The following is a 17,565-nucleotide window of genomic DNA, read 5'->3' as shown; positions in this document are numbered from 1 at the left end:
ATTTATGAATAGAAGATCTTTTATACGCAACACCTCGCTGTTAGGTGCGGGATTGGCTTTAGCCAACCTCGAGGAATCCTTTGCTTCCTCCGCCTTTAAAGCAAAAGAGGATTGGTATACACTTTTTAAAAACCCAAGCATGCATTATCGTCCCTTCGTCCGTTGGTGGTGGAATGGCGATAAGGTAGAAAAAGGCGAATTATCGCGTCAATTGCGTCTGTTAAAAGATGCCGGCATTGGCGGTGTGGAAATAAACCCTATATCTTTCCCTAAAAGGGCCGACGATATGGGGATACCATCGGTAAAATGGCTAAGCAATGAATGGATTGATCTGGTAAAGCATACAGCGGACGATGCGAAGTCCTTGGACATGACGAGCGACTTGATCGTGGGTTCCGGCTGGCCTTTTGGCTCGGAAGATCTGAAGGAAGACGAGCGGGCGCAAGTAGTGCTAGTCTATGCGGAGAAGCTGACCGGACCCATGCAATTTGAGACCTCGCAGTTCAATATCTGTCAGGCTGTAGATCCGGGAGTAACTGATAAGAACCCGCTGCGCAAGCCGGAGATTCTATCGCTGCATTTAGCGAAAGATCTGATGAACAGTCTTGATCAAGCACAGGATTTATCGGCAAAGCGTAAGGACGCAACGATACAGGTGGATGTGCCGGAAGGTAAGCATGTGCTCTATGCTGTTGTGCGATACACTTCTTTCGCCCAGGTGATCAACGGTGCACCGGGCGCATCAGGCTCTATCCTGAATCATATGGACAAGCAGGCGGTACAGAATTACTTGAACCGCATGTCTAATACGATGCAGAACCGAATTGGGGCATTGTCGAACTATCTACGTGCCTTATTCTCGGATAGTATGGAACTGGAGGGCTGTAATTGGACGCATGATTTTGCTGAGGAATTCCAAAAGCGATGCGGTTATGACCTGATGCCCTATCTGCCTTTTATCATGTTTAAAGTAGGTAGGCTAGGGGCTGTGGTGGATGAAAACTATGGTGCCGAGAAGTCGGAAGACTTTAAGGAAGTATTGAGCCGCGTTAGATTTGACTTCGAATATGTGAAGGCTTGCTTGTTAAGAGAGCGTTTTACGGAAACTTATTTAGCATGGTGTAAAGGCTTAAAGGTCAAGTCTAGGGCGCAGGCTTATGGGCGCGGCTTTTTTCCATTGGAAACTTCCCTGGGCTATGATATTCCGGAAGGGGAGTCCTGGACAACAAACTACTTGCGACATAAGCTAGGGGAAGAAATGTCTGATGAAGATTATCGCCGCGGTAGAGGCTATACGATGATCAATAAATACGTATCATCTGCGGCTCATTTAACAGGTAAACGGGTCGTAAGTTGTGAAGAAATGACCAACACATATCTGGTTTTCAACGCGACTTTAGAGCTGCTTAAATTAGGTTCCGATCAAAGTTTACTATCCGGTATTACGCATTCCATTTGGCATGGTTTCAACTATTCGCCAAAACAGGCGCCATTCCCGGGTTGGATTCAATATGGATCTTATTATTCGGAGAAGAATAACTGGTGGCCTTATTTTAAATATTTGAACACATACAAGGCTCGTTTGTCCTCACAATTGCAGCATGCAGATATGTACACCGATATGGCGATACTTCCTGCAAACTATGATCTATGGGCAGAAAAGGGTGTGCAAACTGACCCTTTCCCAGAGCGACTCAACGTGCCTTATACTTCTCTGCTATGGGAAGCGATCCATAAAACTGGAGGTGCAGCGGACTACGTAACGGAGTTGATTCTGAAAGATGCTAAGATTCAGAATGGCAAGATCACGTTTGGAAAAAAATCCTACGGTGTATTGTTTCTTCCAGGTGTAAAGAGTTTAGGCGTTGAAACGGCTAAGAAGTTGCACGAGTTTGTGCAGCAGGGAGGCAAACTGATTTGCATAGAAACTACGCCTTCAAAAAGTTTGGGCTTTAAGGATATGCAAGCTAGAGATCAGGAAGTGCAGACCTGGATGCAGAAAATAAAAGCTTTGGGTTCAAACTTTGTCTTCGTTGAAAAGCCCGTCGATAATAAGTTCTTGGAATGGTATCAAAGCTTTCATCAAGAGCAAAAGCTGCCTAAATATGTGAAAATCAGCGAGCCGAATCGTTTTTTCATGCAGAACAGGTATATCCGTGATGATCAGTCGGAGTTCTTCTTCTTCCAGAATGCACACCGCTTCAACAGCCATAAAACACGTATCGATTTTCTTTCGGGTGTTGGCAAAGGCAAGCAGGCTTGGATCTGGGATGCCGATACGGGCGAGCGTTTTCAATTAAAATTGGACAGTGCTAATGGCTTCGAGCACAATTTCGGGCCAACGGAATCCCTTCTTGTGGTCTTCGATGAGTCGAAGGGCGGCGAATGGTATCAGCCTGTTAAATTAGATGGAGCTAACAAACAAAACCTGAATGCAGGCTGGGAGCTTGAGCTCAAGCATGCACAGGAGAATAGCAGTAAAAAACGACAACTAGCTCAGCTCATCGACATGAAGCTCGATGATGAATTGCGCGACTTCTCCGGAACGGCAATCTATCGTAAGAAAGTCAATGTACAGAACATCAAAAACCAGACGCTTAACCTAGGTCAGGTGTTCGGAATAACAGACCTCTTTATCAATGGACAGCCGGTTGGCGTGAAATGGTTCGGGCGCCGTATTTACGATATCAGTAAATTCCTTAAGCCTGGAAGCAATGATATTGAAATTCGTGTAACGACGACCATGGGTAACTACCTGAAGACTTTAAAAGACAATGAAAATGCGCAGTACTGGGTCAACAGACCTGGTCGCGAGCAGGAAATACAATCCATGGGGATTGTTGGACCTGTAGAAATTTATAACTAACCAAAAAGACTACAATAATGAAGAAACTATTATGCTTGCTCGTTTGTTTTTGCAGCCTTCAGGTATTTGCAAAGGACTATGCAGTTAGAGATTTCGGTATTGAAGGCGATGGAAACACGCTGAATACGAAGTCTATTCAAGCTGCTATCGATTATGTAAATGCAAAAGGCGGGGGCCGATTAGTATTCGGACCTGGAAATTATGTAACGGGAACAATTTACATCAAATCCAATGTTACACTACATCTGGAAAGAGGGGCTAGTATCTTAGGATCGCTGAATCCTTTTGATTACGATAAAGACCCTTACATCAATTGGAAGTCTTTAATCTATGCTATTAAGCAGGAAAACATCGGTATTACCGGACAGGGTACTATCAATGGTCGTGGGTTTGAGAATGCGATGAACACGTTGAATATGGTTCATCGTGGATTAATCGAAGATGAATTGAAGTACGACCGCGTGCGCGAATGGAATAGACCCGAGAATATCTATTTCCGCGAGTGCAAGAATATAAAAATTATCGGAATTACGTTAAAGGATCCTGCGAGCTGGAACCAGACATATGATCAGTGTGTGAATATATTGGTCGACAGCATCACGGTAGATAGTAAATCCTATTGGAACAATGACGGTATTGACATTGTAGATTGCAAGGATGTGATTATTCGCAACTCGCACTTTGATGCTGCTGATGATGCGATCTGTTTTAAATCGCATGATGCCAATGCCATCTGTGAAAATGTATTGGTAGAGAACTGTACGGCACGCTCCAGTGCATCAGCCTTAAAATTCGGAACAGTTTCACGTGGTGGCTTCCGCAACTTCGTCGTAAGAAATTTAACGGTATATGATACCTATCGCTCGGCGATCACTTTCGCCGCCGTAGACGGAGGTATTGTTGAGAATATTTTAGTGGATGGTGTCAGATCCATCAACACGGGGAATGTGATCTTCCTAAGGATAGGTAATCGTTGGAGCAAAGGGAAAGAGCCGGTGATGAAGGATATCACGATCAAAAATGTATACGCGGAAGTTCCAATGGAGAAACCTGATAAGGGATATAACTATGAGGGGCCGATTGAGGACTTGCCTAGAAACATCTCTCCAGCGAGCATTATCGGATTGCCGAACTACAAGATTGAAAACGTAACATTGGAGAACATCGAAATTGTATATCCAGGTGCTGGGAATCCATATTACGCGAAAAGAGGGCTTTCCGCAGCGGAATTGGATGGTATCCCGGAAATGGAAGCTGCCTATCCTGAGTTCTCACAATTCAAAGAGCTACCGTCATGGGCATTCTATATTCGTCATGCGAACAACATCACTTTTAAAAATGTGAAGTTTAAGGCCTTGGCACCCGATTATAGACCTGCTATCGTAACGGATGACCTCAATAAGGGCAAGTTTGAAAACGTAACATTCGATGAGGTGAAAGCCGGGAATAAGGAGCAGATCTTCTTGCATAAAAGCAATGCTGTTGACATCGTAAAATAATAATCACATGAAAAGAATCTTATACATCATGCTATTGCTGACGATGTCATTCGGGCAGGCTTTAGCAGTCGACTATAACGCTTCTGCATTCGGATGTGTATCCGACGGGCAGACAAACAATACGCGTTCAATACAAGCCGCTATCGATTTAATCTCATCGAAAGGCGGCGGTACATTAAACTTCTACGTAGGACGATACTTAACAGGCGGTTTAGAACTGAAATCTAACGTTACGATCAACTTACATGAGGGTGCTATCCTCGTTGCGAATCCAAGCTATTACGATTTCATTGAAAAGAACGGTAAGCGCTATTTTATCTATGGAGAGAACCAATCCAATGTGAAGATTATTGGAAAAGGCGTTATTCTGGGACAAGCGGCTGCGGTAAAAATCAAGATTGATGATCAGCTGAACAAAGGCATTGTAAGCAAGGATATTAATAGTGTTCGTCCGACTTTACTGGGGTTGAACAACTGCCAGAACGTAGAGATTGACGGAATTATGTTAGAGGACTCATCTGGTGATGTAGCGGAGTTAGTAAACTGTACGAACGTATCATTCAAAAACCAGATTATTCGCAGCCAAAACTATGCAAATTCCAGAGGTTTAGTGCTTGCCGGATCCAAAGGAGTAAGCTTGGAGAACCTTTATGTAGATACTGCCGGCAAAGCTTTGGTTAAAGATAAAGCGAGCCAAACGACAGCCATTAAAAAGAGTATTACGCCAAACGGAAAGTCCATTTAATCGAGAAGCGCATGAAGAAATTGAACATATATTTGACTATACTGTGCACGATCTGTAGCATAGGATTTTTGCAGGCGAAGGATTACAATGCTTCCTTCTTTGGAATAAAATCGAATGGAACTACATTGAATACGACCTCCATTCAACGTGCTATTGATTTCATCAGTGAGAACGGCGGCGGAACATTGAAGTTCTATGTCGGAAGGTATCTGACGGGTACTATCCATATGAAATCCAATGTTACCCTGCATTTAGAAGAGGGGGCTGTATTACTGGGCTCGACGAATATCAACGATTATAATGTCGGAACGCCTAACAATGCTTTGGTCTATGCCAAAGGGGTAAAGAATGTCGGTATAACAGGTAAGGGTGTCATCGATGGGCAGGGTAAGGAAGTTGCGTACAGCCTGATGGATTATATCCATAAAGGGATTATCAAAGATCCTTTAGATTACGATAGGCCAAGAAATAACCGTCCGAAAGCGATCTATTTCCGCGAATGCAATAATGTAACCATCAAACATGTCACGGTGAAAAACTCTGCCGACTGGGTTCAGACTTATGATCAGTGTGAGGACGTATTGATCGATAGCATCACAGTCGATAGCAAAGTATTTTGGAACAACGATGGTATCGACATTGTCGATTGTAAGAACTTCAAATTATTAAATTCCTATATAGATGCTTCTGATGATGCCATTTGTTTGAAATCGCATGATGCGACGAAAATGAATGAGAACATAGAAATCAGAAACTGTGTGGCACGTTCGAGTGCAAATGGTATCAAGTTTGGAACCGTATCAGCAGGTGGATATAAAAATATCCGTATTATCAACAACCGTGTCTACGACACGTTCCGTTCAGCATTCACAATTGCAACGCCTGATGGCGGTAAAGTGGAAGATGTATTAGTAGACAGCTTATACGCATACAATACCGGTAATGCCATCTATCTACGCATCGGCGCGCGATGGAATAAAGGCAGACAAGGATCTATCGATGGTGTGACGATGCAGAACATCTACATCGAGGTTCCTGCAGACAAACCTGATGTTGGTTATGCCTTCGAGGGACCTGTTGAGGACAATCCAAGAAACATCTCACCAGCTAGCATCGTTGGATTAAAAGGCCAACCGATTAAGAATGTAGTCCTAAGAAATGTGGAAATTGTTTACCCGGGTGGGTCAAATCCAAACTATGCATTCCGTGGCACTAGTCCGAAAGAATTGGACAGCATTCCTGAAATGGAAGCTGCATACCCAGAATTTTCGCAATTTAAGGAGCTTCCGGCATGGGCATTCTATTTGCGCCATGTAGAGGGAGTAACCTTCGAAAATGTGAAGTTCACAGCGAAGGATAAAGAATACCGCCCTGCCGTTGTTATGGATGATGTGAAGAACGCGCAGATGACAAAGGTGGAATACAATGAACCGAATATAAAAGGAAAAAAACAGCTAGTTTTATACAAGTCGACACTAAAGAAATAACGATTGTAAAGAATGAAGCATTTTCTAGTAGGGCTTTTTGTTTGTTGTGCAACGCTCTTGTTCGCACAACAAACAAATGATGCCGAGTATATAAAAAACAATTATAGTAAGCGCGAAGTGTATATCCCGATGCGGGACGGTACGAAACTCTTTACCGCGATCTATGAACCCAAGGATAGGACAAAATCTTATCCTATTATGATGATCCGTACACCTTATAGTGTTGCCCCTTATGGGGAGGATAAGATGCGCCCTAGCATTGGCCCAAGCATGGAGTTTGCAAAGGACGGATACATCTTCGTATATCAAGATGTGCGTGGAAAATATAAGTCCGAAGGACATTTTATCGCTAATCGTCCCTATATTCCGAATAAGAAAAAAGGGCAAACTGATGAGACCACGGATACCTACGATACGATAGATTGGCTTGTAAAACAGCTTAAATCCAACAAAAAAGTCGGTATTTGGGGTGTTTCGTCGCCCGGCTTCTATGCCTCGATGTCATTAATCGATGCACACCCTAATCTAAAAGCGGTATCTCCGCAAGCTCCAGTGACCGATTGGTTCTTGGGCGATGACAGACATCATAACGGCGCATTTATGCTGATGGGGAGTTTTTCATTTCTGTCTTCTTTCGGTAAAATGAGAGACTCTGTGGGTACCACACATCCCGGTGGATTCTACGCCTACAATACGAGCGATGGCTATGATTTTTACCTTAAATCAGGCCCGCTAAAGAACTTCAACAAAAACTACCTGCAAGGAAAGAGCATCCTATGGAATGAGATGATGAACAATGCGGATTACAATGCCTATTGGGAAGAGCGCAGCTATACCAAATACCTTCACAAAGTTAAGCCAGAGGTGCTTGTTGTAGGCGGATGGTTCGATCAAGAAGATCTATATGGTCCATTGAAAACCTACGAGGCACTCGCGAAATCCGGGAAGAATAAGCTGTCTTTTGTCATGGGGCCTTGGTATCACGGTTCTTGGACAAGGGGAGATGGCAGAAGCCTAGGTGATCTAAATTTTGCATCCAATACCAGTAATTATTACCGTGAGGATCTAGAACTAGCATTTTTCAAAAAGCATTTGAAAAATGAGGAATCGAAGCCATTAGCGCCTGTATCCATCTTCGTGACGGGATCCAATGAGTGGAATTACTTAAGCGAATGGCCGTCCAAAGAACAAGTTGAAACGCCGCTTTATCTTCAGGCGAACGGAGGGCTGTCTTTTACAAAGCCGGAAACAGCAGAAACGGACTTTGCCGAATATACGGCAGACCCGAGCAAGCCTGTACCCTACACCGCCGAGAAAACCCTGATGCGCGGATTTAAATATATGTTCGAAGATCAGGTGTTTGCGTCCAGGCGTCCCGATGTATTGGTTTTTGAGTCGGAAGTGCTGACAGAAGATGTCAAGATTATGGGTAATCTGCAGGCAAATCTATTCGTTAGTACAACGGGTACTGATGCCGACTATATCGTGAAATTAATCGATGTGCATCCGTTTGAGAAAGATAAGCCTTTATCAGATGCACAGATCCTGGTCAGAGGGGAGGTGATGCGTGCGAAGTATAGAAATAGCTTTTCGCATCCGGAGCCTATGCAACCCAACCAAGTCACACAAGTAAAATTTGATATGCAAGATGCTGCCCATGTCTTTAAGAAGGGGCATAAGATTATGGTACAGATTCAAAGTTCTTGGTTCCCTCTCGTAGACCGCAATCCGCAGAAGTTTATCAATATCTATGAAGCAGACGAAGCTGATTTCGAAATCCATAAACATCGCGTATTCTTCGATCGTCAACATCCTTCAAGTATCCTATTACCATTAATTAAGAACAATGAAAAATAGATTATTTACACTGATTGCCATGCTCTTTGTAGCGTGTCAATTTGCTCAGGCGCAAGAAGACTATGCGCGCAAAGTTGTTAGTGTATTAGCATCCGATAAATACGCAGGTCGCGGTTATATTTTCAATGGCGACAAAAAAGCCGCTGCCTATATTGCTAAGGAAATGAAGAAATCAGGATTGACGCCTTTAGATGGCAAATCCTTTATGCAACCTTTCAGCTTGGGCGCCAATGTATTCCCGAAAGCAGTAACGGTCAGATTAAACAACGAATTACTCAAAATGGGGGTCAATGTCTTGGTAGACGCGGCATCCGCGTCGGTAAAGGGGAGCTTTGATCTCGTTCCTGTTTCCGGAAAACTGAATGATGACAAGGTATTAAGACAGATTGCACAAGATAAAGCATATGCCGGTAAAGCCATTTATATTGATGAGGCAGAGCAGTTGAAGAGCATCAATGCGCAGGAGCTACGCCGTGCGATTGTGCTTCTGATGACTGCAGGGGAGTACAGCGCAATCGTCGTAAATACCCCAAGTAAATTTACCTGGCGAGCATCTGTAAGCCAAAGTTTAAAACCTGCGGTTTACATTAAAGATTTAGCAGTAAATCCAAACGACGGTCAAATCGCCTTAGATATCACTGCGAAGTTCCAACCTGATTATAAAACGCAGAATGTTTGTGGTTTCTTGAAAGGAAGCAGCGATTCTGATTCTACGATCCTCGTGACAGCACATTACGATCACTTGGGCGTCATCGGTAAAAAGGTCGTGTTTAACGGGGCTAACGACAATGCCAGTGGAACAGCCCTTATGCTATATTTGGCTCAATATTATGGCAAAAACAAGCCAAAGTATAACATGATCTTCTTAGCTTTCTCAGGAGAGGAGAGTGGACTTTTAGGATCTAAATATTATGCAGCAAACCCGCTGAACGATCTGAAAAAAGTAAAGTTCCTAATCAACGTGGATATGGCCGGTACAGGCGATGATGGCATCCAGGTGGTAAACGGCAGTATTTTTACGAAAGAATTTGAGCTTCTAACGAAGCTGAATGCTGAAAAAAAATATCTACCAGAAGTCAAGGTCCGCGGTGCTATGAACCGCAGTGATCATGCTCCTTTCTACGAAAAGGGAGTGCCTGCCTTTTTTATCTATACGTTGGGCGGCACTACTGCCTATCACGATATCTACGACCGATACGAAACCCTGCCATTTACGAAGTTTAATGGCTATGCAAACCTATTGACAGACTTCATCAATCAATTCTAAGGCTTAATAAATCCTGCACGACTTAGGCTGCCCCCTTGTGGCAGTCTGCAAGCAAGTAAACACTTTCTTTAACTAATGCAAACCCCTATCATAGCCCTTCCGGAGCGGCTATGATAGGGGTTTGTATTGGGTTTGAAAGGGATTTGAAAGGGGTTATAGTCGACGTAGTTAGGAGGAAGATCTTTCCAAAGACAAAACAAAGATTATCAAAAGTACGTTCTTTTCACGTGTAGTATAAAACAATTCCCCATTCTACACGCTATTATGCCGGCGAAATCTATGTCCTGATTTTGACAGGATAGCACAGGATGCCTAATCCCTTGTGGTTTAATATATTTGGTTTAGTTGCGTTTCAGACTAGATTTCCACAATTTGCTAGATAACGTATCATGTTTTCGCCCAACATAAACCGTTGTCCATCATTTTCGGGGACTTATGTACTCTATTTATTACAAAGCAGTAAGCGCTAACCAATTAAACAAATTTAATAACTTTAGTTAGGCTACCTCAACAAGTAGAATGACTGGATACGGCAAAGTTTGAAAGTTATTCTTGCTGATCCTCAGAAGCTGTTATAAACTTAATCAACATATTAAACCACAATGATAAAAACTAATAGAGCACAATTGTATTTGTTTTCCATGTTTTTGCTGCTCGCAGCGGGGGCTTGTAAGGGGAAAGAGGAGCCAGAAGTCGTGGATACCAACCCGAAAACAGAGAAAATAACCTTGCCTGAGGGATTTGCCATAGAGCATATCTACAGCCCTTCGGACAATGAAAAAGGGTCATGGGTGTCGATGACATTTGATGATAAGGGTAGAATGATCACTTCCGACCAGTTTGGTGGACTCTTCCGTGTTGAGTTGCCGCCTTTAGGGTCAGACTCGACGGTAAAGCCAAAGATTGAGCCTATTGAGTTTCCTGTCGAAGGACCGCCGCTAGCAGATACCACAAAGAAAAAAGTAGGCATGGGCTTCGCTCAGGGGTTATTGTGGGCTTATAACAGCTTATATGTTATGGTCAATCATAATCCGAACGATGAATTCAAAAAAGGTTCCGGATTGTATAGATTACAGGATACGGATAATGATGATAAGTTAGACAAGATTACCGAGATTTTGGCGCTGGACGGATCTGGTGAACATGGCCCTCACAGCATTGTGTTGGGACCAGACTCAGCAATCTACATCGTTGCTGGAAACTTTACGAAGGTTCCGAAAATGGATTCCTACCGTATCAAACCAAATGATAGCGTCGATAACCTCATTCCATTAATTCTTGATACGCATGGTCATGATTCTGACTCCCATAATTCGGGGGGCTGGATTGCCAAGACCGATCCGGAAGGAAAACACTGGGAACTGATTTCTGCGGGATTCCGTAATCCATTTGATATTGCGTTCAACAATGAAGGGGAGTTGTTTACTTACGACTCGGATATGGAGTGGGATTTTGGAATGCCTTGGTATCGCCCTACCCGTATCCTGCACGTGACGAGCGGCTCGGAATTCGGTTGGAGAAAAGGGGATGCTAAATGGGACTCCCGTTTCTTAGATAACCTACCGGCGGTATTGAATATTGGTCAGGGTTCGCCTACGAACTTTATCAATCCAAGCCAAGCGAAATTCCCGGAAAAGTATAGAAACAGCTTATTAGCCTTCGACTGGAGTTTTGGTATTATCTACGCGCTAGAATTGAAATCCGAAGGGGCTTCTTATACCGCCAAGGCCGAAGAGTTTATCTCCGGTTCGCCGCTGCCATTAACTGATGGTGTGGTAGGGCCCGATGGCGCTTTATACTTCCTGACGGGAGGACGTAAGCTTGATTCGGATTTATACCGTGTTTATTACAAAGATCAGGATAAGGTAAAGACAGAGTTGAAGAAAAAAGAACTTCCAGAGTTAGTGAAGTTACGTCGTGAAATCGAGCAATACCATAAAGCTTCAGCGCCAGGAACGGCAGAGAAGATTTGGGAATACCTAGGTCATGAAGATCGCCATATCCGCTATGCAGCGCGCGTTGCACTAGAGCATCAGCCTCTTTCTTCCTGGGAAAATCTCGTATTTCAAGAACGTAATGTTGTTCGTTTAACGGAGGCTATGGTTGCCGTTGCACGTGTGGCAGATGCTTCTTTGCAGCCACGCATCATGGAGAAGCTAGCGACGATTCCTGTAGCGAAACTTACGCCACGTATGTTAGAGAATTTGACTCGCGTATATGAGATCGTTATTGCGCGTATGGGCAAACCAACAGAAGCGGCAGGTCAAGCCTTAGCGGCGAGTCTGGAGCCACTTTATCCGGCGAAGAGCAATAGTCTGAACCGACAGTTATCGAAATTATTGTTGGCGTTGAACTCTGAGGCAGCCGTGAAAAAGTCTTTGGATCTATTAGCGAATGCGAAGGATGATACGACGGAGACTAACTTTATGAGCTCTTCGGATCTGATCTTGCGTAACCCGCAATATGGATTGGATATCGCCAATATGTTGGCCAATATTCCACCGGCACAACAAATTTTCTTAGCAACTGCCCTGAGCGATTCAAAAGCGGGCTGGACGCCGGAATTGCGCGAGCAATACTTCACTTGGTTCTACAAAGCATTCGGATACAAAGGCGGTAACTCTTATATCGGATTTATCGATAACGCCAGAAAGAAAGCCTTATCACATGTGCCTAAAGATCAATTGGCGATGTACGGAAAGATGTCTGGAGATTCCTTGTTGAATCAGAAAGGGACACGCCTTGCTGAGAACGTAGTTCCGCCAAAAGGACCGGGCCGCAAATGGGAAATCGACTCGGCTTTAAAAGTAGTCGATGAAAATACTGGCGTTCGCAATTTCAAGCGTGGTCAGGAATTATATATCGCCGTTAAATGTGGTACTTGCCATACGATGAAAGGCGAAGGCGGTTCAGTGGGGCCAGATTTGACCCAATTGGGCACTCGTTTCTCGAAGCGCGATATGTTGCAAGCGATTATCGAACCTAGCGAAGTGATCTCCGATCAATATGAATCGAAAGTATTCAACATGAAAGATGGTACTTCCGTATTGGGAAGATTAATGAGCGAAAATGAGAAGGCCTATGTTATTTCTCAAAACCCTTACGCTCCGCATGTAACCAAAGAATTGGCTAAGAAAGATGTTCAGGATATCAAACGTTCCGAAGTATCGATTATGCCTCCGGGAACATTGAATACGATGAGTCCCGACGAGGTCAAGGATATCATGGCCTACCTGATGTCTGGTGGAAATGAGAATGCAGAAATATATAAGAAGAAATAAAAGATAAGCTCGTGGACTACTCAAAAAAAGATTGGTTAGACAAAGTATCGCATACGGCACAAGTAGGCGGTATTGAAACCTCTGTTTTAGATAATGGATTGGGTCGCGGCTCTCGCATAGCTTGGATCAACACGGGTGCCGGACTGCGGTTCAAGGTGCTGTTGGACCGTGCTATGGACATTGCGGATGCGAGTTTCAACCAGTACAATTTGAGTTGGATCAGCCGATTAGGCGTAACACCGCCGCAGCCGCTTTCGGATCGTGGGGTGGATTGGTTGCGGACCTTTGGCGGTGGTTTATTGGTTACCTGTGGCTTGACGCATGTCGGTGGTCCGGAGGAAGATGAATTCGGCCGCCGTGGTTTGCACGATCAAATCAGTAATATACCGGCAGAGATTATACAGATAAAACAACCAGACTTGATCAGTGGGGATCGGGAAATGTTTATTACAGGAATTATTAAACAAGGCCACCCCCTAGGTACCAACATCGAACTGAAACGCACCATCCGTTGTACCCTAGGCGAGCCTACATTACACATCGTTGATGAGATTATTAATGTCGGCAATTTGGATACCCCTCATATGATTTTATATCATTTCAATTTTGGGTGGCCTTTAATTGATGAGGGTACTGCCTTGTTGTGGGAAGGTGCTTGGACCGCTAGAGAGCAAGGCGAAGCTAATAAAATATTTAAAGAAGGACAGGCGTTTAAAGTATGCCAGGCTCCTCGTGATGATCATAAAGGAAGCGGAGAAGAGGCTGCTTTTATCGATATCGCTGCCGACGAGCAGCATATGAGCCATTGTGCTATCTATAATGAAAATCTAGGTTTAGCGCTAGGCTTGTCGTTCGATAAGCGACAATTGCCTTGGCTTACCAATTGGCAGCATTGGGGCAAAGGTGAGTATGTCACAGGCTTAGAACCGGGAACCAATCCTCCGCTTGGTCAGCAGAAGTTGCGCGAGCGCAAGGAGCTGATTATGCTGAAGCCGCGAGAAAAACGGACCTACGAACTAAGCATTCATTTATCGGATACCGCTGCAGGAATCCAGGAAATTATAAACAAGAATTAATCAACATAAACATAAATCCAATGGCAAATATTGAAAAGGCTTTTGAGCAAGGAAAAGGAGTATTAAGGTTAGCACCAAACTGGGTGCCGAGATCATTTTGTGTACCTGGTCGTCGCATTAAACTTCATCCTGATGATTATTATGTGCTAGGGGGCGAGCGTGGAGGGATCGATGAACGTTGGTTTTCATCTACAACGCCAGCGAAGAACGGCCCGTTGACGGGGGAATTCGAAGGCTTAAGTTTTGTAGTATATGAGGAAGATGGCAAGACGGAGCAAATCTTGTTGTCGGATTTTGTAAACGAATTAAAGGGGCGCTTAATTGGCAACCGACTATGGGATGAGTATCAAAGCTGGCCGATGTATTCGAAGTTTTTCGATAATATGGGCCCATTGCCTCATCACATTCACCATAACGACGAGAAAGCGGCATTAATCGGTCAGGCGGGCAAGCCTGAGGCTTATTACTTTCCGCCGCAGCTGAACAATCATGGCGGTGATTTTCCATATACTTTTATGGGTATCGCGCCAGGCACGTCGAAGGAAACAATTAAAGAATGTTTAGAGAATTTCTCTAAAGGAGATAATAAAATAACCAATTATTCGCAGGCTTATCGCCTGGAGCCGGGTACTGGTTGGGACGTTCCTCCGGGGCTATTGCATGCGCCGGGCAGTATGTGTACTTACGAGCCACAAAAGGCATCCGATGTATTTGCGATGTATCAGTCATTAGTCAATGAGGCGATTATCGACGAGGAGCTGTTGTGGAAAGGACTTCCTGAAGATCAACGCGGCAATTACGATGGTTTAATGGATATTATTGATTGGGATTTGAACGTGGATCCTAATATGATGCAGAACCGCTTCATGGCACCGATTCCGGTAAAGGATGAGGCAGAAATGGAAGCCGAGGGCTATAGTGAGAAATGGATATGCTATAAATCGGAAGCTTTCTCGGCGAAGGAATTGACTGTTTTTCCGGGGCAAAAAGTATTGATCAAAGATGCTGCTGCTTATGGCTTGATCATGATGCAGGGCTATGGTAAATTGAACGATTGGCCGATTGAAACACCTTCGCTGATCCGTTATGGACAGCTTACTTACGATGAGTATTTTGTGTCTGAAGAAGCAGCGGTTAATGGCGTTTGGATAGAGAACCACTCGAAAGTAGATCCTATTGTGATGTTGAAGCACTTTGGTCCTAACAATCCGGACTTAGTCATCAAGAAATAAGTAATAGACCTTAAAAACATATGTTATGAGCAAGAACAATTTTCCAAAATTACATAATGCGACATGGCCGGGGATCGTGGGTAAAGGCGATCATGAGCCGATTATTTCATTAGATGAATTACTTGAAAAGACCGCTGCTGCGAATGTAAATGGGGTTAAGTTTGATGGGGTAGACTTAGGTCTGTTCGATCCGCACGTAAGATTAGATACTTCGGATGATCATATTTCCTGGGTTGTCGATAAAATCGGCGGCTATGGGTTAGATATTGGAACTCTAGTGGCGCCAATCTGGCCACCGGATGGTGGTTCTGCAATGGGCTCACAAGAAGACCGCGACCGTTTTGTAGATGTTGTAAAACGCGCTGCAGAATTTGGTTATAAATTGCGCAAGCAGGGAATTCGCACCAACAATGTTATTCGCATTGACTCCGCTTCGGGTGTTGAAGATTGGGCGAAAAATCCTTTAGAGAACACGAAGCTTATTGCGGAAACTTTCCGTAGAGCATGCGATGTTGCTGCCGAATACGGGGAGCGCCTTGCTGCCGAGGGCGAGATCTGCTGGGGCGGGATGCAAAGTTGGAGAACCATGTTGGAAACGTTAGAGATGGTGGATCGCGATAATATCGGTTTCCAGGCAGATATGTCGCATACATTTCTATACCTATTGGGCTATAATGCGCCGGAAGATAGAATCTTGAAGGCCGATTTTGAGTGGAGCGATAGGGCAGAACTAGAGCGTGGCTTACAATTCCTGACCTCGAAATTGCGTCCTTGGACGATCGATTTCCATGTAGCCCAGAACGACGGAACGGTATTCGGTTCAGGTTCGCATGATAAGACTGGTCGCCACTGTTTGCCGACGGATCCGAACGGACGATTAGATATCGTAAAGGACGCTGGTTATTGGTTGCGCGACGATCAGGGTAATTTGACGAAAGCATTCAATCATATTTGTTGGGACGGCTGTATGTTCCCGAATGAGGTGATGCATAAGCAAGAAACTTGGAACTCTATTCTAGAGACGCTAATCAAAGTACGTGATCAACATGGTTGGTCTGAATAATCAACAGTAAATCGAGAAGTATTATGAGTAAGAAAGAATTAAGAATTGGATTAATAGGCTGTGGTTTCATGGGAAGAACCCACTCCAATGGATATAAACGCATACCTAATTTCTTTCCTGAGTTAGGATATACACCGGTTTTAAAGGCGGTTTGTTCGCGCAGTGAAGACAAGGTGAAAGCATTTGCGGAGCAGTGGGGTTATGAGTCGTACGAGACGGATTGGCGCAAGCTGATCGAGCGTGACGATATCGATGCGGTAGACATTTGTACACCAAATAATATGCACTTCGAGATTGCTGTTGCTGCGGCAAAAGCGGGCAAGATGGTTCTTTGCGAGAAGCCTTTGTCCAGAACACTGGAAGAAGGAAAGCAAATGGTAGATGCGGTGGAATCGGCAGCTGTAAAAAACACCGTATGGTATAATTACCGTCGATTACCTGCGGTGACCTTGGCAAAACAGATTGTTGACTCGGGTAAATTGGGTAAGATTTTCCACTACCGCACGAACTTCCTGCAAGACTGGACAATCAATGAGAGCCTGCCGCAAGGAGGCCGTGCTTTTTGGCGTATGGACGCAGAGGCTGCAGGGTCTGGCGTAACAGGCGATTTATTAGCGCATTGTATTGACTTAGCGATGTGGTTGAATGGCGGTATCAAAGATGTATCGTCGGTAACTGAGATCTTCGTTAAGCAGCGCATGCATGAAGAAACAGGCAAGATGGAAGATGTGAAGATCGATGATGCTTGTATTTTCCACTGTCATTTTGATAACGGTTCCTTAGGTCTTTTCGAGTCTACGCGATACGCAAGAGGACATAAGGCTTTGTTCACTTTTGAAATAAACGGAGAAAAAGGATCTCTACGTTGGGATTTACACGACCTGAATCGCCTAGAGTTCTTCGATAATTCTGACGACTCTACAGTGAGAGGCTGGCGTTCTATTCACGTGACGGATGGCGATCAACCTTATATGAGCAAGTGGTGGGTACCGGGATTATCGGTAGGCTATGAGCATTCGTTCATTCACCAAGTTGCGGACTTTTTAGAGAGCGTAGAAAAAGGGGAGGAATGCCACCCAACGTTCCGTGATGCTTATGAAACACAGAAGGTTTGTGAAGCGGTTATTTCCTCGGCAAAAAACAGACGTTGGGAAGAAACCGACGTGGAGTGGAACAATAAATAAGAAATCGA

At 44.2% G+C, this 17,565-nt stretch carries 11 protein-coding genes; all 11 read left to right on the top strand.

Annotated elements, in window-relative coordinates; translation table 11 throughout:
• The first annotated feature begins 4 nt into the window (after positions 1–4).
• The gene (locus tag QYC40_RS14800; RefSeq protein ID WP_301990898.1) at positions 5–2,866 is read left to right on the top strand and encodes a glycosyl hydrolase; all 2,862 of its coding nucleotides are present in this window, start codon (positions 5–7) and stop codon (positions 2,864–2,866) included.
• Positions 2,867–2,883: 17 nt separating this feature from the next.
• A complete protein-coding gene (locus QYC40_RS14795) occupies positions 2,884–4,365 on the top strand; it encodes a glycoside hydrolase family 28 protein (RefSeq protein WP_301990897.1) in 1,482 nt (493 codons plus the stop codon).
• Between the two features lie 7 nt (positions 4,366–4,372).
• A complete protein-coding gene (locus tag QYC40_RS14790; protein WP_301990895.1) occupies positions 4,373–5,110 on the top strand; it encodes a glycosyl hydrolase family 28 protein in 738 nt (245 codons plus the stop codon).
• Between the two features lie 11 nt (positions 5,111–5,121).
• Entirely contained in the window at positions 5,122–6,597 is a 1,476-nt protein-coding gene (locus QYC40_RS14785) for a glycoside hydrolase family 28 protein (RefSeq protein ID WP_301990894.1), read from the top strand.
• A 12-nt stretch (positions 6,598–6,609) separates the two neighbouring features.
• On the top strand, positions 6,610–8,454 hold the full coding sequence (locus QYC40_RS14780; protein ID WP_301990893.1) for a CocE/NonD family hydrolase: 1,845 nt from the start codon (positions 6,610–6,612) through the stop codon (positions 8,452–8,454).
• Positions 8,444–9,721: a M28 family metallopeptidase gene (locus QYC40_RS14775; protein WP_301990891.1), complete on the top strand. Its 1,278-nt coding sequence runs from the start codon at positions 8,444–8,446 to the stop codon at positions 9,719–9,721. Before QYC40_RS14780 ends, QYC40_RS14775 begins: the two co-directional genes overlap by 11 nt.
• A gap of 602 nt (positions 9,722–10,323) precedes the next feature.
• A complete protein-coding gene (locus QYC40_RS14770; protein WP_301990890.1) occupies positions 10,324–13,002 on the top strand; it encodes a c-type cytochrome in 2,679 nt (892 codons plus the stop codon).
• A gap of 11 nt (positions 13,003–13,013) precedes the next feature.
• Positions 13,014–14,078 (top strand): aldose 1-epimerase family protein, encoded by a 1,065-nt coding sequence (locus QYC40_RS14765; protein ID WP_301990889.1) that lies wholly within the window; start codon positions 13,014–13,016, stop codon positions 14,076–14,078.
• Between the two features lie 20 nt (positions 14,079–14,098).
• On the top strand, positions 14,099–15,310 hold the full coding sequence (locus tag QYC40_RS14760) for a hypothetical protein (RefSeq protein WP_301990887.1): 1,212 nt from the start codon (positions 14,099–14,101) through the stop codon (positions 15,308–15,310).
• Positions 15,311–15,335: 25 nt separating this feature from the next.
• Positions 15,336–16,373, top strand: coding sequence for a sugar phosphate isomerase/epimerase (locus tag QYC40_RS14755; protein ID WP_301990885.1), 1,038 nt, complete (start codon positions 15,336–15,338; stop codon positions 16,371–16,373).
• A 23-nt stretch (positions 16,374–16,396) separates the two neighbouring features.
• The gene (locus QYC40_RS14750) at positions 16,397–17,557 is read left to right on the top strand and encodes a Gfo/Idh/MocA family protein (RefSeq protein WP_301990884.1); all 1,161 of its coding nucleotides are present in this window, start codon (positions 16,397–16,399) and stop codon (positions 17,555–17,557) included.
• The last annotated feature ends 8 nt before the right edge of the window (positions 17,558–17,565 follow it).

The organism is Sphingobacterium sp. BN32 (assembly GCF_030503615.1).
Classification (GTDB): domain Bacteria; phylum Bacteroidota; class Bacteroidia; order Sphingobacteriales; family Sphingobacteriaceae; genus Sphingobacterium.
The sequence above is the reverse complement of the archived record's forward strand: the minus strand, read 5'-3'. Positions and strand labels throughout refer to the sequence as shown.

Bases quoted from the DNA above. Each gene is read 5' to 3' on its own strand.
- QYC40_RS14800 (WP_301990898.1), top strand. From the start codon at position 5: ATGAATAGAAGATCTTTTATACGCAACACCTCGCTGTTAGGTGCGGGA.
- QYC40_RS14795 (WP_301990897.1), top strand. From the start codon at position 2,884: ATGAAGAAACTATTATGCTTGCTCGTTTGTTTTTGCAGCCTTCAGGTA.
- QYC40_RS14790 (WP_301990895.1), top strand. From the start codon at position 4,373: ATGAAAAGAATCTTATACATCATGCTATTGCTGACGATGTCATTCGGG.
- QYC40_RS14785 (WP_301990894.1), top strand. From the start codon at position 5,122: ATGAAGAAATTGAACATATATTTGACTATACTGTGCACGATCTGTAGC.
- QYC40_RS14780 (WP_301990893.1), top strand. From the start codon at position 6,610: ATGAAGCATTTTCTAGTAGGGCTTTTTGTTTGTTGTGCAACGCTCTTG.
- QYC40_RS14775 (WP_301990891.1), top strand. From the start codon at position 8,444: ATGAAAAATAGATTATTTACACTGATTGCCATGCTCTTTGTAGCGTGT.
- QYC40_RS14770 (WP_301990890.1), top strand. From the start codon at position 10,324: ATGATAAAAACTAATAGAGCACAATTGTATTTGTTTTCCATGTTTTTG.
- QYC40_RS14760 (WP_301990887.1), top strand. From the start codon at position 14,099: ATGGCAAATATTGAAAAGGCTTTTGAGCAAGGAAAAGGAGTATTAAGG.
- QYC40_RS14755 (WP_301990885.1), top strand. From the start codon at position 15,336: ATGAGCAAGAACAATTTTCCAAAATTACATAATGCGACATGGCCGGGG.
- QYC40_RS14750 (WP_301990884.1), top strand. From the start codon at position 16,397: ATGAGTAAGAAAGAATTAAGAATTGGATTAATAGGCTGTGGTTTCATG.